Below are 19,857 nucleotides of genomic sequence, written 5' to 3'. Positions count from 1 at the left end.
AAGAGTTCCTCCTAGCTCATGAACATCCGCGCCCGCTGGCGCCGATGCCGCATCTGGGCGATCTCGAGCCCGGGCGGTGTCGCGCCCAGGTCGTCTTCGGTCAGGGTCATGGCGGTGGCGACCGCGGCGGCCACCACGTCATGCATCCCGCGCTGCACCCGCTGGCCCGCCGTCTGACCGATCGGGATGGCGCGCACCGCGTTCTGGGTCAGCGACGTGACGGCGGCGAACAGGTGCGCCTCGATCGCGGTCGTCACGGGCGTTCCCACCGCGTGCGCGAGCAGCGCGAACGCCACGGCCGGATGCCCGTGGCAGCGGCCGGCATCCAGCTCGACGAGGTAGTCGCCGAGGAACGACGCGGGCGCCACCACGGTGCCGACCTCGGCGGTGCGCCGGCCGATCGTGCCCGCCGCGGCGCGGACCTGCTCCGGCAGCGTCAGCGCCGCGAGGAGCCGGTCGATCCGCCACACCCCGTCGAGATCACCGAGGTGCAGCGCCTCGTACCCGAACCGGATCGCGGCACCGTCGGCGTACGCGAGCTGCCGGGAGACGTACGCGCGCAACCACACCGCGAAACTCGCCTCGTCGACGATCGTTCCGTCCGCGAGGTACGCCTCCATCCCGAAGGAGTGGCTGAACGCGCCGGTCGGCAGGGCGGAGTCGCTCAGTTGCAGCAGCGGCAGCAGGTACCCCGCCTCCCCGATTGAACACCGTTCATGCCCACCGTGACCTGCGGTTTCTCCGTTCGTAACAGTGTTCAATGCGTGTGCTCCGCGTGCCGGAACGGTGTGGGAAGCACCCGGTGCTGGCGGGTGAACGGCACGCCGTGATGCGCGAGGTAGTCCTCGACGGTGTGGTCGTACTGGACCACCATCACCTCTGCTCTGTACTCGGAGTCCGCGTCGAAGAACTGGGCCTGCAGATGGCGGTTGCCGAGTCCGTGTGCGGTGCGCCCCATCTCGGTGACGGTGCGCGGCGCGATCACCAGCACGTCGGTGGAGAGCACCCGCACCGCGATGATGTTCGCGGCGTCGCGGTGCAGGATGTCGCCGTCGCGCAGGTCGCCGTCGGGGCCGGCGGGCGCGGCCAGGCGCAGTCCGATCTCCCGGTCGTGGTCGGTGCGCACGCGCTGGATCCGCTTGACCAGGTCCGCGCCGGCGAGCGGCACGCGTTCGACGTGCACGCCGTCGAGGTCGGACGGTGCCAGGTCGGCGAGGTTGCCGGTGATGGTCTCGATGATCACGTTCCGCCTCTCAGAACAAGAAGTAGCGCTGCGTCATGGGCAGGGACGACGAGGGCTCGGACCGGACGGGGGCACCGTCGACGGTGACGACGTAGGTCTCGGGATCGACGGTGATGTCGGGCGTCGCACCGTTGTGCGGCAGGTCCTGCTTGCGCAACGTGCGGATCCCGCGGACCGGTAGGGTGCGCTTGCGCAGCCCGAGTTCCGCCGCCACTCCGGATTCCGCCGCGGCGGTGGAGAGGAAGGTGATCGCGGCGTCGTGCACCGCGGACCCCATCGATCCGAACTGCGGCCGCATGGTGCGCGGCTGCGGCGTGGGGATCGAGGCATTGGCGTCGCCCATGAGCGCCGTGGCGATCTGACCGCCCTTGAGCACCAGATCGGGTTTGACCCCGAAGAAGGCGGGATTCCACAGCACGAGGTCGGCGAACTTGCCCTCCTCCACACTGCCCACGTACTCGGCGATACCCTGCGCGAGAGCCGGATTGATCGTGTACTTCGCGACGTACCGCTTGATCCGCGCGTTATCGCCGGCGCCCGAGAACCGCTCCGCATCGTCGCCGAGCGGGCCGCGCTGGCGCTTCATCGAGTCGGCGAGCTGCCAGGTGCGGGTGATCACCTCGCCCACTCGGCCCATCGCCTGCGAGTCGGACGAGGTGATGGAGATGACGCCCATGTCGTGCAGCACGCCCTCGGCCGCAATGGTTTCGGGCCGGATGCGGGAGTCCGCGAACGCCAGGTCCTCGGGGATGTCGGGGTTGAGGTGATGGCACACCATGAGCATGTCGAGGTGCTCGACGATGGTGTTCTGCGTGAACGGGAGCGTCGGATTGGTCGACGCGGGAAGCACGTTCGGGTGGCCCGCGATGGCGATGATGTCGGGCGCGTGGCCGCCGCCCGCGCCCTCGGTGTGGAAGGTGTGGATCACGCGGCCGTCGATCGCGGCGACGGTGTCCTCGAGGAAGCCGCACTCGTTGAGGGTGTCCGTGTGGATCGCGACCTGCACGTCGTACTCGTCGGCGACCGTCAGCGAGTTGTCGATCGAGGCGGTCGTCGAGCCCCAGTCCTCGTGCACCTTGAGACCGATCGCGCCGGCCCGGATCTGTTCGGCGAGCGGCTCGGTCGCGCCCGCGTGCCCCTTGCCGAGCAGCCCGATGTTCATGGGCACGTCGTCGAGGGCCTGCAGCATGCGCGCGATGTGCCAGGGCCCGGGTGTCACGGTGGTGGCATTGGTGCCGGCGGCGGGGCCGGTGCCGCCGCCGATCATGGTGGTGATGCCGGAGTTGAGGGCGGTGTCGATCTGCTGGGCGCTGATGAAGTGGATGTGCGTGTCGATGCCGCCGGCGGTGAGGATGCGCCCCTCCCCCGCGATGATCTCGGTCGCGGCGCCGATGGTGATGCTCACCCCGTCGGAGATCTGCGGGTTGCCGGCCTTCCCGATGGTGAGGATGTGCCCGTCCCGCAGCGCGACATCGGCTTTGACGATGCCCGTGTGGTCGATGATCAGGGCGTTGGTGATGACGGTGTCGGGGATCGGCCCGGTGGTCGACGAGCCCTCCCGGGTGAGCACGCCGTTCTCGCCCATGCCGTCGCGGATCACCTTGCCGCCGCCGAAGACGACCTCCTCCCCGTACACGGTGAGATCGCGCTCGACGACCGCGAACAGGTCGGTGTCGGCGAGGCGGACGGCATCGCCGACCGTCGGGCCGTAGAGGTCGGAGTACTCCCGCCGACTCAGTTCGAAGCTCATCGTGCTCCCCCGTTCCCGGGCGCGGCGGGCACACCGTCGGACGTCTCGAGCGGGCCGTTGACGCGATTGGCGAGCCCGTGGACCTCGCGGGTTCCCGCGAGGGCGACCAGACCCACCGTCTTGCCGTCGCCGGGCTCGAACCGCACGGCGGTCCCGGACGGGATGTCCAGACGGTGGCCGTACGCCGCAGCACGGTCGAAGTCCAGGGCCGCGTTGGCCTCGGCGAAGTGGAAGTGCGAGCCGACCTGGATCGGACGGTCGCCGGTGTTGACGACGCGGACGGTGCGCGTGGGCCGGCCGGCGTTGCCGGTGATCGGCGCGGCGGCGAGGCGGAGTTCTCCGGGGATCATGCGCGCCTACCGGATCGGGTGGTGGACGGTGACGAGCTTGGTGCCGTCGGGGAACGTGGCCTCGACCTGGACGTCGTGGATCATCTCGGGCACGCCCTCCATGACGTCGTCGCGGGACAGGACGGTGGCGCCGTAGGCCATGAGGTCGGCCACGCTCCGGCCGTCGCGGGCGCCCTCGACGAGCTCGTACGTGATGATCGCGACGGCCTCGGGATAATTCAGCTTGAGCCCGCGGGCCTGGCGCCGGCGCGCGAGGTCCGCGGCGACCACTATGAGCAGTTTGTCCTGCTCTCGAGGCAAGAGGTGCATGAGAATTCACTCAAATCCTTTGCACCCGTGGCAGTCAAGCCAGATCACCAGGCGCAACAACGTCGAAACACGAAGTTAACGAACGCCTTCGTCGGACCGACGCGAGGACGCCGCGACCGCATCCTCCGCGAGCCGGTAGCGGATCAGCCGAGAACTGTTCACCACCACCGCGACGGACGAGGCGTTGTGCAGGATCGCGGCCAGAACGGGCGAGAGGGCGCCGCCCGCGCCGACGAGGAGGCCGACCGAGTTGACCGCGATCGACATGCCGTAGTTCTGGCGGATCACGTCGACGGCCCTGCGGCCCAGGTCGACCACGTCGAGCACGTTGCGGAGGTCGTCGCCGGCCAGCGCCACATCGGCGGTCTCCACCGCCACGTCGGTCCCCGCGAGACCCATCGCGATTCCCACGTCCGCCGCAGCGAGCGCGGGCGCGTCGTTGACGCCGTCCCCCACCATCGCAACGACGTGGCCCTGGTCCTGCAGTGCGCGGACTTCGGCGAGCTTGTCCTCGGGCATCACCTCCGCGCGCCAGCGGGTGATGCCCAGCTCCGCGGCGATCGCGGCGGCCGTCGCCGGGTGATCGCCCGTCAACATGACGACGGTGCCGATGCCTGCGGCCGCGACGGCGGCGAGGGTCTCCGCCGCCTCGGGTCGCACCTCGTCGCGCAGGCTGACGAGGCCGGTCAGGGCACCGTCCACCGCGAGGAGCAGCGGTGTCTCGCACTCGGCGCGGAGCCGGTCGACCCACCGCGCGGCGTCGGCGCCCACAGCCACGCCGTGCTGCTCCAGCAGCGCCGGACTGCCGAGGAGGAGCACCCGGCCGTCCTCGGCCTGGGTCCGCATTCCGAGCCCCACGAGCACCTCGCACTCCGCGTGGCTCGGGATCTCGATGTGCCGCTCCTCCGTGGAGCGGATGACGGCCTCCGCCAGCGGGTGCCGGGAGTGGATCTCGGAGCTGGCCGCGTGCGCGAGCACCTGTTCCGGCGTCCAGTCGTCGCGGAACGAGACCACGTTGGTCACCACCGGGCGTCCCGTGGTCAGTGTGCCGGTCTTATCGAAGACCACGGCCGTGACCGAGCCCGCCGCCTCGAGGTGCGAGCCGCCCTTGATGAGGATGCCGCGTCGCGCACCGTTGCCGATCGCGCCACTGATCGCCGTGGGCGTCGACAGGCCCACGGCGCAGGGGCACGCGATGAGCAGCATCGTCATCGCACGACGCAGATCCCGGGTCACGAGCAGGGTGAGGCCGGACAGGAGGAACGAACCGGGGACGAAGCGGCGGGAGAAGTTGTCCCCGACGGTCTGGATCGGCGCCCGGTCCCGCTCGGCTTCCTCGACCCGCTCGATGATGCGCCCGATCGCGGTGTCGGCGCCCACGGCCGTGGCGCGCACGACGAGGCGCCCCGAGACGACCACCGCTCCCGCGTGCACGCTCGCACCCGGCTCGATCGTGACGGGGAGCGTCTCCCCGGTGAGCGCCGCCTGGTCCACAACGGCGAGCCCGTCGATCACGACGCCGTCCACGGGGACCGCCACGTGGTCGTGCACGATGACGACGTCGCCGACGTCGAGCGCGTCGATCGGGACCTGTACCTCCGCCCCGTCGGCGAGCCGCAGCCACGCCGAATCGGTGTTCCCGCGGAGCAGGTCCGAGATGGCCCGGCGGGTCCGGCGCAGCGTGAGATCCTGGAGGAACTCGCCGATGTTGAGGAGCCACAGCACCGTGAGCGCGACGACGTTCTCGCGCAGTAGCAGGCTCGCGATCGTGGCGGCCGAGACGAGAGCGTCCGTGCCGGCGCGCCCACCGCGCAACGACCGCAGGGCGCCGCGCAGGAACGGGTAGCCGGTGAACACGGTGATCGCGGTCGCCGCGGTCCGCGTACCGGGCCCGAGCAATGGCGGTCGGCGGAAGCCGTAGCGGCGGAGTCCGAGGAGCACCAGGGCCGCGGCGCCGAGACCCATCCGGAGCAGATCCGCGTTGGTCACGTCCGCCGAGTGCGGAGCGTGCCGGACGACGAGGGAGGCGTCGGCGGCGAGCCCCTCCGCGGCGGCCACGGCGATGCTCGCCGGATCGACGTCGCTGCGATGCCAGACCACGAGGGACCCGGTGTGGCTGTACGCATGCGCCGCACGCACCCCGGGGATCGCCAGCACCGCGTCCTCGACCGCGATACGGCGTTGCGGCGTCGCTCCGACGAGATCATCGAGCACCCACCGCAGCCGACCGGCGGCCTGCGAGACGACGCGCCCTGCCGGCTCGGACAGCGCGGTCATCAGTGGTCGTGGTCGTGCGCGGTGCCGGTCGTCGGTGGGGTCGACTCCTCACCGACCCGCTCCTTGGCCTCGGCCAGGATGTCCGCGGCGTTCAGTCGCACGTTCTCGGCGACCTCCTCGGCCTTCCGGCTGCCCTTGAGCCCCAGTGCCGTCGCGGCGACCGCACCCTCGCGCAGGGGCGCCTTGGCGAGAGCCTTCTTCGTCGCCTCGTACGCCGCGGCGCCGACGAGACCGGTCACGAGCGCTGAGCCCGCCTTGAGGAGTACCGCCTGTACCACCATCGGATCGTCCCTTCGTCGGGCGGCTCTCGCCACCTATCGAATATCGTTTCCAACAGCGTACCGCGGGACGGCGGGATCCCGGTCACCGATCGAGCCAATGGTCCACGTCGAGTTCGCGGGCGTCGCTCAGTGCGGAGGCGTGGCAGCTGAAACCCACCACGGCGCGGCCGTCGGCGAGCACCACCGAACCGAGGGTCATGGGTGCGGGTAGTCGAGTGAGGAACGTCCCGAGCGCCGCGGGTGCGAGTCGCCAGAGCTCGCCGCGAATGCCGCGGCCGTGCTCGGCGTCGTGGACGAGGCCGGGCTTGGGCGGCGTCGTCGCCAGTTCGACCAGCCGGTACTCGTCGGCGGTCCGGATCCGGCCCGCCCACTGCGCCCCGAGCGAGGTCAGCTCGTACTCGAGCGGTTGGCCGCGCAGGTGCGCGCCGAAGACGGCCAGCTCGACCGCGCCGGCGAGTCCCAGGTTCCACGGCGCCACGGGCGCCGCGCCGGTGATCCGGGCGGCGAGGTCGAGCGCGACCCCGTCGTGCCCGGCGGGCGCGAGCACCGTGATGCCGAACTGCGCGCCGTCCGCGGTCTCCCCCGCCGGGACGGCGACGCCGCACAGATCGAGGAGGTTGCAGAAGTTGGTGTACGTCCCCATCGCCGAGTTCACGCCGACCGGGTCGGCGGCCACCTCGGCGAGGGTCGGGTGCCGCGGGACCGTCGGCACCATGAGGCCGGCGAAGTCGTCGAAGAGTGCAGCGGCCCGCACGGCGATGGCGCGCAGGTCCGCTTGGTCGGCGGCCAGACGGTGCGCGGGAACCTCGCCCGCGGCGCGCACGATGCCGGCCACCGTCGGATCCAGTCCAGCGTCGTCGCCCGCCGACGTGACGAACTCCCCCACCGCGCTGTACCGCTCGGCGACGAGTGCGCCGTCGTAGAGGAGCTTCGCGGCGGCGAGCAGCTCGGAGACGTCGACGGGCTTGACCCGCAGCCCGGCCGCCTCGGCGCGGGCGACGGCACCGTCGAAGGCCTCGCGCCAGACGGCGGACAGGCCTGGGAGTTCGGCGGGGATCGCGAGCGCCGCGTCGGGCGCGGCGGCGAAGCGGGTGTCGGCGGCCCAGCGGCGGGTGCCGGTGGTGCCCATGACCGCCATCGCGCGGTTCGCCGTGGCGAGGTCGCGCGCGAAGACCGTGACGCAGTCGTACGACGCGCACGCGGGCACGACCCCGTCGGTGCTGACGGTGCCGATCGTCGACTTGATGCCGACGATGCCCTGCAGCCCGGCGGGCACGCGGCCCGAGCCCGCGGTGTCGGTGCCGATCGCGATGTCGGCGTAGTCGAGGGCCACGGCGACGGCGGAACCGGAGCTCGAGCCGCCGGAGATGCGGTCGGGCCGCCGGGAATCCCGCACGGCACCGTACGGGCTGCGAGTGCCGACGAGGCCGGTGGCGAACTGGTCGAGATTCGTCTTGCCGATCACCACGGCGCCGGCGGCGCGCAGGGCGGCGACGGCCGCGACGTCCGCCTCGGGGCGGTAGGCGTAGCCGGGGCAGGCCGCGGTGGTCGGGAGGCCGGCCACGTCGACGTTGTCCTTCACGGCGAGGACGACGCCCGCGAGCGGCCCGCCCGCGGCGAGCGACGCGGCGTAGTCGGCGGCGACGTCGGCCTCCGGCCGCAGCGCGAGGAACACCTCGGGGCGGTCGTCCGCGGCGATGCGCCGGTAGATGTCGGCGATGCGGGTCATGCTGCGCTCCTCGTGAATTCACCGGCGGCGGCCCAGCGGCCGCGTTCCTCGTCGCGGGCGATCTCCATCGCCGACTGCACGCGGGCGATGTCATCGGCCTCGCGGGCCAGGAAGGCTCGATGGGAGGAGAGGGAGAAGGATCCGGGGGTGATGTCCACCGTGCCGCGGCCGGCGGCGGTATCGGCGCGCAGATCCGCGAGCTCCTCGGTGCTCACGGGGTACCAGCTGATCCGGTCGAAGTGCCGCAGCAACCACGGGTGTTCGGGCTCGAAGCCGCCGGCGGCGTGCGGGTGCCGGTGGTTCCACACCTGCGTGGTGCGGCCCACGAACTGGTAGCCGCCGGGGCCCTCCATGCCGTAAATGCACAGGTACGCGCCGCCGATCCCGACGGCGTTCTCGGGCGTCCAGGTGCGGGCGGGGTTGTACTTGGTGGTCACCAGGCGGTGGCGCGGGTCGAGCGGGACGGCCACGGGCGCACCGAGGTACACGTCGCCGAGGCCCAGCACGAGGTAGGAGGCGTCGAAGACGATCCGCTGCACGTCCTCGACCGAGCCGAGGCCGTTCATGCGGCGGATGAACTCGATGTTCCACGGGCACCACGGCGCATCGCCGCGGACGCCGAGGACGTACCGCTCGATCGCCTCGCGGGTGCTCGGGTCGTCCCAGGACAGCGGTAGGGAGACGGTGCGGCTCGGCACGATCATGTCGTCCGCGGCGGGGAGCTGCGATTCCGCCTCGCGGATCCAGTCGAGGGCCGCGGGCTGGCTCAGCGCGGTCGGGTCGAACTTCACCTGCAGGCTGCGCACTCCGGCGGTGAGTTCGATCAGCCCGTGCGGCGACTCGGCGCGCAGCCGCTGCTCGAGGGCGTACACCCGGGCCCGCGATTCCAGGTCCAGCGTCATGGCTCCGTACTCGACGAGGATGTTGTCGTCGCCCGAGCGGCGGTAGGTGATGGTGGTCTCGCCGTCGGCGGTCATCGAGCGGGCCAGGATCCCGTCGTCGGGATCGCCGCCCGCCGACAGCACGACGGGCAGGTTCGCGCGGCGCGCGGTGCCGACGACACCGGGCGATGCCGCCTCGGCGGCGCGGACGGGGACGAAGCGCACCGCGTCGCCGGGGCGCAGCTGTCCCAGCTTCCAGCGGTCGGCGGAGGTCACCGTGACGGGGCAGACGAAGCCGCCCAGGCTGGGTCCGTCGGGGCCGAGCAGGATCGGGGTGTCGCCGGTGAAGTCGAGTGCGCCCACGGAGTAGGCGTTGTCGTGGATGTTCGACGGGTGCAGGCCGGCCTCGCCGCCGTCGGGGCGGGCCCACTCCGGCTTGGGACCGATGAGCCGGACGCCGGTGCGGTCGGAGTTGAAATGCACCTCGTAGGCCGTGTCGTAGAGCGTCGCGATGTCGGCCTCCGTGAAGTACTCGGGGGCGGAGTGGGGCCCGACGGTGACGGCGAGCTGCCACTGGGTGGTGAACGCGGGCACCTCGTCGTCGAGGATGCGACGCGGAGCGGTGGCGGTGGAGGTGGTGCCGAGGGGCAGTTCGTCGCCGTCCGTGAGGATCCGGCCGTCGTGGCCGCCGAACTTCCCCAGCGTGAACGTCGAGGCGCTGCCGAGGTAGTCGGGCACCGTCACGCCGCCGCGGACGGCGAGGTAGACGCGCATGCCGAGCGATCCGGTGGCGCCGACGGCGAGCTGCTGCCCGGGCAAGAGTTCGACGGGCGCCCAGGTGGGGACGGGCGTCCCGTCGACCGTGACCGTCACGGGCGCGCCCGTGACCGCGACCGTGGTGGGTTCGTCGACGGTGACGGCGAGGCCGCCGAGGGTGCACTCGAATCCCGGTGCGCCCCCGTCGTTGCCGACGGCGAGGTTGGCGAGGCGGAAGGAGAGGTCGTCCATCGGGCCGGACGGCGGGACGCCGATCGACCAGTAGCCGGCGCGGCCGGGCCAGTCCTGCACGGTGGTCATCGGGCCGGGGCGGACGACGGTGAGGGTAGTCATGCGGCGGCCTCCGAGATCTCGAGTTCGACGGCGGTGGGGTCGAAGCCGTTGCAGGGGTTGTTGATCTGCGGGCAGTTGGAGATCAGCACCAGCGTGTCGATCTCGGCGCGCAGCACCACCTTCTTCCCCGGGGCGGAGAGGCCGTCGACGATGCCGAGCGTGCCGTCGGGGTCGACGGGGACGTACATGTAGAAGTTGACGTTGCCCACCAGGTCGCGCTTGCCGAGGCCGTGCCGGCTGCCCTCGATGAGGAAGTTCTCGACGCAGGCGTGCTGGTGCTTGGTGTGGTGGCCGTAGCGCAGCGTGTTGGACTCCTGCGAGCAGGCGCCGCCGAGGGTGTCGTGGTGACCGACCTCGTCGTCGACGATGGTCATCATCGGGCGCGACTCCTGGTCGCGGATCACGGTTCCGGCGCCGAGGAAGATGGTGCCCCGGCCGAGGATCGTCTGCTGGGCGCTGTAGCGCACGGTGTGGTCGTGGGCGCCGTAGAAGAGGGTGTCGACGGCCTGGTTGCCGTGCAGGTCGGTCATGGTGAGGGTGTGGCCGGCGGGGACGATGCCCGACCAGGGCGCCCGCGGGGTGACGGTGGCGATCATGGGTGGTCCTTCGGTCGGTGGTCGGCGGTCAGTGCGCGGCGCGGTGGGCGTCTTCGGAGTTCGCCACGGCGCGCTGGTATTCGGGGTCGGTATCGGGGGCGGCGACGAGCGCGGCCAGGTCGTCGGCGGCGCGCCAGGCCAGCACCTCGAGCAGGCCGGTGTCGAAGGTCGGCGACGGGTCGAGCGGGTGGGCGGTGTTCGCCACGGCGACGATGCACGGCAGGTGCAGCACGAGCTCCACCGCCTTCCCCGCCCCCGCGCTGCCGGTGGAGGCGAGGGCACCGTCGGGCTGCACAGTGACGCCGTGGAAGAAGGAGACGGACGGGGCGACGTCGGTGGGCGTGAGGCCGTGCTTGGCGGCGGCGAGCACGAGCAGCTCGCGTCCGGCGGGGCTACCCGAATGCGCCTCCCCCGCACCGTACTTGGCGGTGTTGGTGACGAGCGTGGTGGTGCCGCAGAGGGCGTCGTGGTGGCCGGATTGGTCGGCGACGACGGTGGCGAGTACGCGCCCCTGGTCGGAGAGCAGCGGGTGGCCCGCGCCGAGGTAGGCCTGCCACGGCACCTTGACGGTGTCGGCCACGTTGAGCCGCTCCCAGGGGGCGTCGGTGCGCCAGAGCAGGACGTTCGCGCAGGCGGTGCCGACGGTGTCGGTCAGGCGGATTCGGGTGCCGCGCGCCAGCACCTTCGACGTGTAGCGACCGCCGGGGACGGTCTCCGCCCACGTGAGCGCATCGGCGGGCACGCCCGCGGGCGGGTCGGGCCAGGCGGTGGCGGGCACCGTCGGCATGCCTTCGACGCGGGTGTCGGCCTGGGAGCGGGCGTGGTCGCGGGCGCCCTGGGTGGTGGCGGTGGTCTCGGCGATGACGGTCACGTCAGATGCCTTTCGTGGCGGGGAGGTTCGGGAGGAGGGAGGTGACGGGGCGCGGGTGTGCGCGGCGCGGGAAGCAGGCGATGCCCGCGATCACGACGACCGCGACGGTGATCGGGCCGGCCCACTGCAGGAGCGGGGATTGGCCTGTGGGGTCGTAGATCTCGGCGCGGGGCCAGGCGAGGTTGATCACCATCGCCCCGCCGTAGAGGACGGCGGCGGCGTTGATCGGCACGCCCCAGCGGCCCAGGCTGAACACCGGCGTCCCCTCGGAGTCGCGGACGGTGGCGCCGTGCGGCCATCCGCGCAGCCGCTGGTAGAGCATCGGCACCGTCACCGACAGGTAGGCGAGATAGATGAGCACGATGCACACGCTGGCAAGGGTCGCGAAGATCGCGGGGTTGCCCACGTTGACCAGCAGGACGGCGACGCAGAGGACGCCGATGAGCACGGCCGGGGCGACGGGCGCCTGAGTGCGCGGGTTCACGCGGGACAGCTGCTCCGAGAACGGGAGCCGATGGTCGCGGGCCATGGAGAAGATGAGGCGGCTGCACGCGGTCTGGATGGCGAGCGTGCAGATGAAGACGGCCACGGCCACGTCGACCAGGAGGACCTTGCCCCAGAACGAGCCGAGCACGGACTGGAGCACGTACGGCAGGCCGCCGGCGGCGAGCTCCTCCCCCAGTGTGGGCGCGGCCATCAGGGCGGTGATCAGCATGAGGCCGCCGCCGATCGCCGAGGCGGTGAGGGCGAACCGGATGGTGCGCGGCGCAACCCGACGGGGGTTGACGGTCTCCTCGGCGAGCTCGCCCGCCGAGCCGAAGCCGACCATGACGTACGCGGCCATGAGGCCGGAGACGATGAAGGCGCCGAGGTAGCCGCCCGAGCCGGTCGTGGTCGCGTGAGAGGTGTCGAAGACGACCTGCGGGCCGCGCCTGGCGTGCATCGCCAGCGCCCCGATGACGGCGACCACGCCGACGAGTTCGCACGTGACGCCGATGGCGTTGATGCGGCCCATCCAGTGCACGCCGATGCAGTTGATGGCGGTGGTGACGATCAGGAGGACCGTGCCGAGCAGGACGGCGTTGGCCGCGCCGCTGGAGCTGGTGAGAGACGGGTCGTCGCCGATGATCTGGAAGCCCGACCAGACGGTGGGCAGCACGACCTGCAGCGCGATCGCGGCCGCCGCGGCGGTGACGATCTGCGCGAGGATCATGAACCAGCCGCCGAACCACCCGACCACCTCGCCGCCGAGGCGCCGCGACCACTGATATATCGCGCCGGAGATCGGGTAGCGGGCCGCCATCTCGGCGAAGCACAGCGCCACGAGGAACTGGCCGAGGTAGACCAGCGGCCAGGTCCAGAAGAAGGCGGCCCCACCGAGCGAGTAGCCGAGGCCGAACAGCTGGAAGATGGTGGTGAGGATGGACACGAAGGAGAACCCGGCGGCGAACGAGGCGAAGGTGCCCAGCGAGCGGCGCAGCTGCGGCTGGTAACCGAGGCCGGCGAGGTCGTCGGAATCGTGGTGCCGTGCCTGTGTATCGGTCATGTGCGGCGACTTCCGGTCGTTGTTATCTGTCAAGTGATAGAAAACAGCGCGGGGAAGACGCCGGCGTATCGCTCGTGTTGCCAGCTGGAAAACCGATGCTACGGGCATGTTTCGCGCCGGGTATCGTTGCAAGCGTGAGCAATCGGGACTCGGAGCGGTCGTCGGGCAAACGCGGAAGGCCACGCGCGGCGGATGCTCGCCGCGCCGGCGACACCGCGGCGGAGGAGATCCTCGACGCGGCAGCGGAGCTGTTCAGCTCACGCGGCTACGCAGCGACGTCCACGCGCGCCATCGCCGAGGCCGTGGGAATCCGGCAGGCGTCGCTCTACCACTACTTCGCCACGAAGGACCTCATCCTCAGCGCTCTGCTCGAGTCCACCGTGCAGGGGCCGCTGGCGATGGCGCGCGAGATCGCCGCGTCGGGCCGCGATCCGCTGGACGCGCTCCTCACCCTCGCCCGGTCCGACGCGGGTCAACTGCTCTCGAGCACCTTCAACGTGGGGGCGCTGTACCACCTGCCCGAGGTTTCGGGCGAGGCGTTCGCAGCGTTTCGCGCCGACCGCACCGAGCTCGCGCAGCACTACCACCGTCTGGCCGCCGGGGTGATCGGTGACGCCACGGATCCTCGCGCGCACCTTCCGCTCCGCCTCGTCGAGGCGGTCATCGGCCTGCGTTCGGACGGCACCGTCGGGCCCGAGGATCCGCAGCGGAACTCCCAGATGGTGGACGCGATCTGCGCGGGCATCGCGAAGGTCGTGCGGTGATGGACGTGCGCGTGCGGGTGGCGGCGGGCGAGAACAGCGCCATGACGTACCGGCGCCTGCGAGCACTGATCGGCTGGATCGGGCTGAGCCTGCCGATCGTACTGTTCACCGCGGGCGTCCTCGGCCGGCACGTCCAGCAATCGCTGAGCGGGTACTACTACACGGGCGTCGGACCGTACCTCACCGGCGCGGTGTGCGTGATCGGCGTGTTCCTCCTGGCGTACCGGTTCGGCGACAAGGGCGTGGAGAACTTCCTCACCACCATCGCCGGGCTCGCCGCGCTCGGCGTCGCGTTCGTGCACGCCGCTCCCCCGGATCCGACGCCGGTCGACCTGCGCTGGGCGGCCGTGCACCTGACCTGCGCCGGGATCCTGTTCGTGCTGCTCGGCGCGATCGCCGTGTTCCTGTTCCCCAGCGACGTGCCCGCGGATCGGGCGTGGCAGGCGCGCCTGTACCGCGGGCTCGGCGCCGTGATCTGGGTGGCGATCGTCGCGATGGTCGCGCTGAACGCCCTGGTGCCGGAGTTCTACCGGCGCACCCATCTGTTCTTCTGGCTCGAATCGGTGTGCGTGATCGCCTTCTCGGTCAGCTTCATCCTCAAGGGGTACCTGCGCTGCGGCGGCACCGCACCGTCGACCGCGGGGAGCGACGCCGGACCGGCGTAGCTCCGCGTCAACCGAGATGCGCGAGCAACAGGAACGCCTGGACCACCGCGCGTCCCTTCTCGTCGACCTCACCGGTCCCCATCCGGAATCCCGGAGCGGCGGGCGGCAGGTTCGCGTGGATGCGGGCGGGCCGGATCTCGTCGATCTCCCAGTACGTCGAGACCACGCTGCGCAGCTCGTCCTCGGTCACCGCGGCCGGCCCGGGGCCGCCGCGGGGTACGCCGGCGACGTCGAAGACGAGCGCGAAGTACGACGCTCCCGGGGCCGCGGCGCGGACGATCGACCGCTGGTAGTCGTCCCGGGCCTCGACCGGGAGCGAGTGGTACAGCGTGCTGTCGATGACGGTGCCGAACCGGCCGTCGTACCCGGTGAACGAGGTGATGTCGGCGACCTCGAACGTGGCGTTCGCGACGCCCCGCCGCGCAGCCTCGGCCCGCGCCAGGTCGATCGCGGTCGGCGAGTTGTCGAGGCCGACGGTGGTGAATCCCTGCTGCGCGAGCTCCAGCGAGACCGCACCCTCGCCGCAGCCCGCGTCCAGGACCTCGCCGTGGACGCGGCCCTCGCGGATCAGCGCGGCCAGCTCGGGCTGCGTCTCGCCGATGCTCCACGGGGGCTTACCGCCGCCGAACATCTCGGCCTCGCCTCGGTACGCGTTCTCGAACATCGAGCCATCCGGTGCGGTCATGACTCAGGCTTACCAACGCCCGGTGGGCGCGTCAATGCTGCGAGGTCAGTCCGTCTGGACCTCGCTGCGGTCGCCGGACCACAGGGTGTGGAAGACGCCCGGCTTGTCGACGCGCTTGTAGGTGTGCGCGCCGAAGAAGTCGCGCTGCCCCTGCACAAGGGCGGCGGGCAGGCGGTCGACGTTGAGCGAGTCGAAGTAGCTCAGCGCCGTCGCGAAGCCCGGGACCGGCACGGCGGCCTGCGTGGCAGTGATGACGACCCGTCGCCACGCCTCCTCGCCATCGCGAATGGCCTGCGCGAAGTACGGGGCCTCGAGCAGGGTGTTGAGGTTCGGGTTCTCGGCGTAGGCGTCGGCGAGGACGTTGAGGAACTGGGCGCGGATGATGCAGCCGCCGCGCCAGATCTTGGCGACGGCGCCCTTGTCGATGTTCCAGCCGTACTTCTCCGCGCCGGCGATGATCGCGTCGAAGCCCTGGGCGTAGGCGACGATCTTGGAGGCGTACAGAGCCTTCGCGACGTCGTCGACGAAGGAATCGTCGACCCGCGGCGCCGTGGGGCGCTCGATGCCCAGCGCGCGGACCGCGTCGCGCTGCGCCCGCTTGGACGAGACAGCGCGGCCGAAGACGGCCTCGGCGACGCCGCCGACCGGCACGCCCAAGTCGAGGGCGGTCTGCACCGTCCAGACGCCGGTGCCCTTGCTGCCGGCCTGGTCGGTGACGATGTCGACGAAGGGCTTGCCCGTCTCCGCGTCGACGTGCTTGAGGATGTCGATCGTGATCTCGATGAGGTAGCTGTTGAGCGGCCCCTCGTTCCACGTGGCGAACAAGTCCGAGATCTGGGCGGGCGTGTAGCCGGCGACGTTGCGCAGCAGGTCGTAGGCCTCGCCGATGAGCTCCATATCGGCGTATTCGATGCCGTTGTGGATCATCTTGACGAAGTGGCCGGCGCCGTCGGTACCGACGTGGGTCACGCAGGCCTCCCCCTCGGCGACCGCGGCGATCGACGCGAGGATCGGGCCGAGGGTCTCGTACGACTCGGCGGTGCCGCCGGGCATGATCGACGGGCCCTTGAGCGCGCCCTCCTCGCCGCCGGAGATACCGGCGCCGACGAAGTGGATGCCCGTCGGCGCGATCTTCGCCTCGCGGGCGATGGTGTCGTGGAAGTTGGCGTTGCCGCCGTCGACGATGATGTCGCCCGGCTCGAACCGCTCCTTGAGCTGCTCGATCACCGCGTCTGTGCCCGCGCCGGCCTGGACCATGATGATCGCGGTGCGCGGCTTCGCGAGGCTGGCGACGAACTCATCGATGGTGTCGCTCGCAACGAAGTTCGCCTCGGGGTGGTTCTTCGCGACCTCGTGCGTCTTCTCCGGCGAGCGGTTGTAGATCGCGACGGTGTTGCCCTCACGGGACGCCAGGTTGCGGGCCAGGTTGGAGCCCATCACCGCCATCCCCACCACTCCGATGTTCGCCTTGGCGTCGTTGCTGCTCATCGCTTGTTCGTCCCTCTTCCTCGTGGTGGTTCACACTCGGCCCCTACGTTACGTCCCCATGCCCGACGGTGACTGTTGAACCTATCGGCCGCAACCTCGCGGTACCTGTCAGTCGTATCGACTAGATTTTATGTCAACCAATCGACAGGAGCCGAAGTGTTCGATGACGCAACAGATCTCCGCCTGCGACTTGAGGCGATGGACTTCTTGCGGCGAGTGACGAACGACCAGGAGCACCCTGTTACCCGCGAGATGCTCCTCCACGACTTCACCTTTGACGGTGAGCCTTTCAAGCTCATCGATCCTACGCGGGGCATACGCAAGCCCCGCCAGCTTCAGCACGCGCTCACCATCATGACCAGCTACAAGACGAAAAGCGCCTTCAACTACTCCGACGAGATCGGCGAGGACGGGTTTCTCCGCTACAGCTGGAAGGGCGTCAACCCGAATGACGCCGACAACGTGGGGCTCCGTAGCCTAATCGGAACACACAAGCCGCTAACCTGGTTCTTTGGCGTCGCGCCTGGCGAGCTACAGGCGATATTCCCCGTCTACGTCGTCGGCGAAGAACCTGCCGACCGGCGATTCGTCGTCGCATTTGCCGACACCGCAGAGATGTACAGACCCGACTCTCCTGTCGAAGCCGCAATTCGCAGGTATGTAACCCGGGAGGTCAAAACTCGTGTTCACCAGCCGGTATTTCGGTCGCGCGTTCTCCGGGCATACGAAAACCACTGCGCAGTCTGCAATCTTAATCATCGCGAACTTCTTGACGCCTCGCACATAATTCCGGATAGTGAGGCCGGGAAACCGATTGTGTCGAACGGACTCAGCCTATGCAAGATCCACCACCGGGCGTACGATGTCAAGATCCTCGGAATCACCCCTGACTATCAAGTCAAGATTCGAGGGGACATTCTCGATGAGATTGATGGACCTATGCTGGAATATGGACTGAAGAAGCTTCACGACGGAAAGTTGATGTTTCTTCCATCAAGAAGAACCCAGCGCCCCTCTCCCGAACTACTGTCGGTCCAGTACAAGAGATTTCTTTGCGAACGACGGACCGGATAACCCATGACGTTGCGCACCTAGAGCGAATCAAGATTCACCACGGGCGCCGATCGCAATCGGTCTCGAAGCTGAGTCCCCTTTAGAGACTTCGGCGCACCGGCCACACCGGTCGTTTTCGCAACCCACTCACCACCAACTATATCAAGAACATTGAGATTTCTCTGGACACGCACGTCCGAGTACTCGCTGAGCGCAAGCAGATAGGCTTCATACTTCACTCCTGCGCGATGCTGGTCGGACACCATTGATTGAATAAGATGACAAAACCGAAAGTCAACCAATCTTGCGAGGTATTCATAATTCGAGTGCTCCTTCTGCGAGTAGTCCACACGGAAATACGTGTAGTGCGCGCCTTTAACCTCCGACAGAAGGTTCTCGAGAAATTCAAGCATCCGCTCAGACTCGACAGCTCCCACATCCTGCTCTAGGTCGCGCTTTTTGCTCTGTGAGTATTCGCCAGCGGCTTTAGCGACGTCCTGGGATCCAATTTCTGCTGCCGATTCGCGACTTTTCCTTGCAACGAGAATGGAATTCGAGAACAGATTCAGGTAGTCACGAGGAACACCGCCCGAACTCAGGACCAGTCTCCCCGACGCTTCAGGTTTCGCTAGGGCACGCGTCGACGAAATACCAACCGAAGCGACATAAGACTGAGTTATCGACTCGAGAAATTCCTGAGTATCACGCGGGTTCTCGAGCGTAACATCCAGATTAATTACTATTGCATCGTGAGGAACTTCCAAACCTGTACGAGTGGAGCTTTCAAACGCTCTTGTGAGGCGTTCGATGCTGGCCACCTTGATCCAAGCATTACAGTCTCGAAATGACGCCGCAAGCAGATCTAGTAGTTTCGGCTGACTCTCAGCGGGGTACAGATAGAAGTCGTCTATCAGAAGATAGAACGCAAGAGTACCGGGTACCAGTATCTCGCGCAGCACACTATTAACTCGCGGCAAGTCGCGAGCGTCATTCTCGCCGTCCCTGTGCTTTCGGGACAATTCCCTAATTTGCTCAGCCTTAGGGCTCGCATCCGAAAGATGAGATGCAATCTCGCCGAGAACATCACTCATTATGCTCGCAAAGGCATCCTCTGGAGACAATTCTCGAAGAACATGCATATTGACCCACCGCTGCGCTTCCCCGCGCTGTTCAACCGTTCGCTTTACCTCTAGCAACAGAGCGGTCTTCCCAACTCCACGCCGGCCAAATATCAGATGGTTCCGGGCCTCGGCTGCAGCAGATACGCTCGTCCTCGGATCTTCCTTGTACTGGAAACTGGGCACAGAAATCGATGTACGAGACCGGGCACCCATCAACTTCACCAACTGCTCAACCTTCGGGCCGGAAAGTCTACCGACTCTGGCATTTTCTCCAGGGAGGTCAGGGTCAAGGCTTCCAGATGATTCGACGCGAACGAGTACAGTGATGGCCGCCCCATCCAGACCTGATTCGCTGGAAACGGCGTCTTCCATCGCGCCAGTAAGGGTACCCACCGTGGCCGCATAGTCTTGCTCAACTGACACAATAACAAACAACTCGTCAGGAAAATCTCGGATCTGAACATCTGATTTTCGAATACCGGCATCGCCGAGAACCGATTTCACCCGCTCAGCAGCATTAGACCTGATAGCCTCGTCTGTCATACCAATCCTTCCGATACCGCATACTCTTCACAGACCGCCACAAACTCGGCCGCTTGCACCGACAATGAGACTGCCTGCGATTGCCAACTGGATGCTGCCCGCGGATAGAGATCGTAATCCGCCCGATTACGGGTGAATCGTGCATTGTCAAGGTGCATTGTCCACGAAGCGGAGTCGATCATGCTGGGAGGCAAGTGATTGGGCAACACTGAGTGCTTTTGATAGTTGTCACCTCGATGAAACCCAAACACGACCGATCTTCCGGCATGATACATGGCGTAGTAGAATCGACTGATTGCTTCGCGATATTTCTCCCCGAGAAGCATCGAATCACCGATTCTCAAATGCTCGCTCGCGAGGTCGAGGCGATCAGACACGATTTGCCTGATTAACACCTCGGTTTCGATTAGTCGCCCAATCTTAGCCGGTAGCGCCGCGAGCTCGGCGATAGTTCCGGTCGCGATACTCTGAAGTAGTGCGTCTCCGTTGAGAACGTTGGTCATCATCCTCCTCAGCAAACCCGATACTTGGCAACAAGCCGACACAGTGACGTCGACGTTAGCATTGGACACCGACGAGAGATGACGATAGCCAC

The 19,857-nt window shown here is 68.4% G+C and carries 19 protein-coding genes; 3 read left to right on the top strand and 16 right to left on the bottom strand.

Annotated features, from left to right (window positions below; all coding sequences use genetic code 11):
- Positions 1-11: 11 nt before the first annotated feature.
- The 12 genes from ABZX10_RS03435 to ABZX10_RS03380 all read right to left on the bottom strand — a co-directional run bounded on the left by ABZX10_RS03435 (position 12) and on the right by ABZX10_RS03380 (position 12,943).
- Positions 12-761 (bottom strand): urease accessory protein UreF, encoded by a 750-nt coding sequence (locus ABZX10_RS03435; protein WP_355534544.1) that lies wholly within the window; start codon positions 759-761, stop codon positions 12-14.
- Positions 758-1,243 carry an urease accessory protein UreE gene (ureE, locus tag ABZX10_RS03430; RefSeq protein ID WP_355534542.1) on the bottom strand — a complete coding sequence of 162 codons (486 nt, stop codon included), beginning with the start codon at positions 1,241-1,243 and terminating at the stop codon, positions 758-760. Before ureE ends, ABZX10_RS03435 begins: the two co-directional genes overlap by 4 nt.
- A gap of 10 nt (positions 1,244-1,253) precedes the next feature.
- Positions 1,254-2,993, bottom strand: coding sequence for an urease subunit alpha (gene ureC, locus ABZX10_RS03425; protein WP_355534540.1), 1,740 nt, complete (start codon positions 2,991-2,993; stop codon positions 1,254-1,256).
- Positions 2,990-3,343 (bottom strand): urease subunit beta, encoded by a 354-nt coding sequence (locus ABZX10_RS03420; protein WP_355534538.1) that lies wholly within the window; start codon positions 3,341-3,343, stop codon positions 2,990-2,992. Before ABZX10_RS03420 ends, ureC begins: the two co-directional genes overlap by 4 nt.
- 6 nt (positions 3,344-3,349) lie before the next feature.
- Entirely contained in the window at positions 3,350-3,652 is a 303-nt protein-coding gene (locus tag ABZX10_RS03415; protein ID WP_355534536.1) for an urease subunit gamma, read from the bottom strand.
- Positions 3,653-3,727: 75 nt separating this feature from the next.
- Positions 3,728-5,929 carry a cation-translocating P-type ATPase gene (locus ABZX10_RS03410; RefSeq protein ID WP_355534534.1) on the bottom strand — a complete coding sequence of 734 codons (2,202 nt, stop codon included), beginning with the start codon at positions 5,927-5,929 and terminating at the stop codon, positions 3,728-3,730.
- Entirely contained in the window at positions 5,929-6,210 is a 282-nt protein-coding gene (locus ABZX10_RS03405) for a DUF1490 family protein (RefSeq protein WP_355534532.1), read from the bottom strand. Before ABZX10_RS03405 ends, ABZX10_RS03410 begins: the two co-directional genes overlap by 1 nt.
- An 82-nt stretch (positions 6,211-6,292) precedes the next feature.
- Complete coding sequence (gene atzF, locus ABZX10_RS03400; protein WP_355534530.1) at positions 6,293-7,939, bottom strand: allophanate hydrolase; 1,647 nt, start codon at positions 7,937-7,939, stop codon at positions 6,293-6,295.
- Positions 7,936-9,930 (bottom strand): 5-oxoprolinase/urea amidolyase family protein, encoded by a 1,995-nt coding sequence (locus ABZX10_RS03395; RefSeq protein ID WP_355534528.1) that lies wholly within the window; start codon positions 9,928-9,930, stop codon positions 7,936-7,938. Before ABZX10_RS03395 ends, atzF begins: the two co-directional genes overlap by 4 nt.
- Positions 9,927-10,526, bottom strand: a complete 600-nt coding sequence (locus ABZX10_RS03390) for an urea amidolyase associated protein UAAP2 (RefSeq protein WP_355534526.1) — start codon at positions 10,524-10,526, stop codon at positions 9,927-9,929. Before ABZX10_RS03390 ends, ABZX10_RS03395 begins: the two co-directional genes overlap by 4 nt.
- A gap of 28 nt (positions 10,527-10,554) precedes the next feature.
- Complete coding sequence (locus tag ABZX10_RS03385; RefSeq protein ID WP_355534523.1) at positions 10,555-11,397, bottom strand: urea amidolyase associated protein UAAP1; 843 nt, start codon at positions 11,395-11,397, stop codon at positions 10,555-10,557.
- A gap of 1 nt (position 11,398) precedes the next feature.
- Positions 11,399-12,943 carry an amino acid permease gene (locus ABZX10_RS03380; protein ID WP_355534521.1) on the bottom strand — a complete coding sequence of 515 codons (1,545 nt, stop codon included), beginning with the start codon at positions 12,941-12,943 and terminating at the stop codon, positions 11,399-11,401.
- A 134-nt stretch (positions 12,944-13,077) separates the two neighbouring features.
- Between ABZX10_RS03380 and ABZX10_RS03375 the strand changes: the two genes are divergently transcribed.
- Positions 13,078-13,707 carry a helix-turn-helix domain-containing protein gene (locus ABZX10_RS03375; RefSeq protein ID WP_355534519.1) on the top strand — a complete coding sequence of 210 codons (630 nt, stop codon included), beginning with the start codon at positions 13,078-13,080 and terminating at the stop codon, positions 13,705-13,707.
- A complete protein-coding gene (locus ABZX10_RS03370) occupies positions 13,704-14,372 on the top strand; it encodes a hypothetical protein (RefSeq protein WP_355534517.1) in 669 nt (222 codons plus the stop codon). Before ABZX10_RS03375 ends, ABZX10_RS03370 begins: the two co-directional genes overlap by 4 nt.
- Before the next feature lie 7 nt (positions 14,373-14,379).
- Here ABZX10_RS03370 and ABZX10_RS03365 read toward each other — a convergent pair whose 3' ends face one another.
- Entirely contained in the window at positions 14,380-15,057 is a 678-nt protein-coding gene (locus ABZX10_RS03365; RefSeq protein WP_355534515.1) for a class I SAM-dependent methyltransferase, read from the bottom strand.
- Between the two features lie 45 nt (positions 15,058-15,102).
- On the bottom strand, positions 15,103-16,545 hold the full coding sequence (gene gndA / locus ABZX10_RS03360; RefSeq protein WP_355534513.1) for an NADP-dependent phosphogluconate dehydrogenase: 1,443 nt from the start codon (positions 16,543-16,545) through the stop codon (positions 15,103-15,105).
- 156 nt (positions 16,546-16,701) lie between these two features.
- Between gndA and ABZX10_RS03355 the strand changes: the two genes are divergently transcribed.
- A complete protein-coding gene (locus ABZX10_RS03355) occupies positions 16,702-17,619 on the top strand; it encodes an HNH endonuclease (RefSeq protein ID WP_355534511.1) in 918 nt (305 codons plus the stop codon).
- A gap of 17 nt (positions 17,620-17,636) precedes the next feature.
- On the opposite strand, the gene ABZX10_RS03350 is transcribed toward ABZX10_RS03355, so the two are convergent.
- Positions 17,637-19,262: a hypothetical protein gene (locus ABZX10_RS03350; RefSeq protein WP_355534509.1), complete on the bottom strand. Its 1,626-nt coding sequence runs from the start codon at positions 19,260-19,262 to the stop codon at positions 17,637-17,639.
- Entirely contained in the window at positions 19,259-19,765 is a 507-nt protein-coding gene (locus ABZX10_RS03345) for a hypothetical protein (protein ID WP_355534507.1), read from the bottom strand. The genes ABZX10_RS03350 and ABZX10_RS03345 overlap by 4 nt, the downstream gene beginning before the upstream one ends.
- Between the last annotated feature and the right edge of the window lie 92 nt (positions 19,766-19,857).

The sequence above is a fragment of the Tsukamurella sp. NPDC003166 genome, from assembly GCF_040611135.1.
Classification (GTDB): Bacteria; Actinomycetota; Actinomycetes; order Mycobacteriales; family Mycobacteriaceae; genus Tsukamurella.
This window is presented reverse-complemented; position numbering and strand designations above follow the sequence as displayed.

What these genes read in the sequence shown, in the direction of transcription:
- ureC (WP_355534540.1), bottom strand. Translation starts at nt 2,993, where the DNA reads ATGAGCTTCGAACTGAGTCGGCGGGAGTACTCCGACCTCTACGGCCCG.
- ABZX10_RS03420 (WP_355534538.1), bottom strand. Translation starts at nt 3,343, where the DNA reads ATGATCCCCGGAGAACTCCGCCTCGCCGCCGCGCCGATCACCGGCAAC.
- ABZX10_RS03415 (WP_355534536.1), bottom strand. Translation starts at nt 3,652, where the DNA reads ATGCACCTCTTGCCTCGAGAGCAGGACAAACTGCTCATAGTGGTCGCC.
- ABZX10_RS03410 (WP_355534534.1), bottom strand. Translation starts at nt 5,929, where the DNA reads ATGACCGCGCTGTCCGAGCCGGCAGGGCGCGTCGTCTCGCAGGCCGCC.
- ABZX10_RS03405 (WP_355534532.1), bottom strand. Translation starts at nt 6,210, where the DNA reads ATGGTGGTACAGGCGGTACTCCTCAAGGCGGGCTCAGCGCTCGTGACC.
- atzF (WP_355534530.1), bottom strand. Translation starts at nt 7,939, where the DNA reads ATGACCCGCATCGCCGACATCTACCGGCGCATCGCCGCGGACGACCGC.
- ABZX10_RS03395 (WP_355534528.1), bottom strand. Translation starts at nt 9,930, where the DNA reads ATGACTACCCTCACCGTCGTCCGCCCCGGCCCGATGACCACCGTGCAG.
- ABZX10_RS03390 (WP_355534526.1), bottom strand. Translation starts at nt 10,526, where the DNA reads ATGATCGCCACCGTCACCCCGCGGGCGCCCTGGTCGGGCATCGTCCCC.
- ABZX10_RS03380 (WP_355534521.1), bottom strand. Translation starts at nt 12,943, where the DNA reads ATGACCGATACACAGGCACGGCACCACGATTCCGACGACCTCGCCGGC.
- ABZX10_RS03365 (WP_355534515.1), bottom strand. Translation starts at nt 15,057, where the DNA reads ATGACCGCACCGGATGGCTCGATGTTCGAGAACGCGTACCGAGGCGAG.
- gndA (WP_355534513.1), bottom strand. Translation starts at nt 16,545, where the DNA reads ATGAGCAGCAACGACGCCAAGGCGAACATCGGAGTGGTGGGGATGGCG.
- ABZX10_RS03350 (WP_355534509.1), bottom strand. Translation starts at nt 19,262, where the DNA reads ATGACAGACGAGGCTATCAGGTCTAATGCTGCTGAGCGGGTGAAATCG.
- ABZX10_RS03345 (WP_355534507.1), bottom strand. Translation starts at nt 19,765, where the DNA reads ATGACCAACGTTCTCAACGGAGACGCACTACTTCAGAGTATCGCGACC.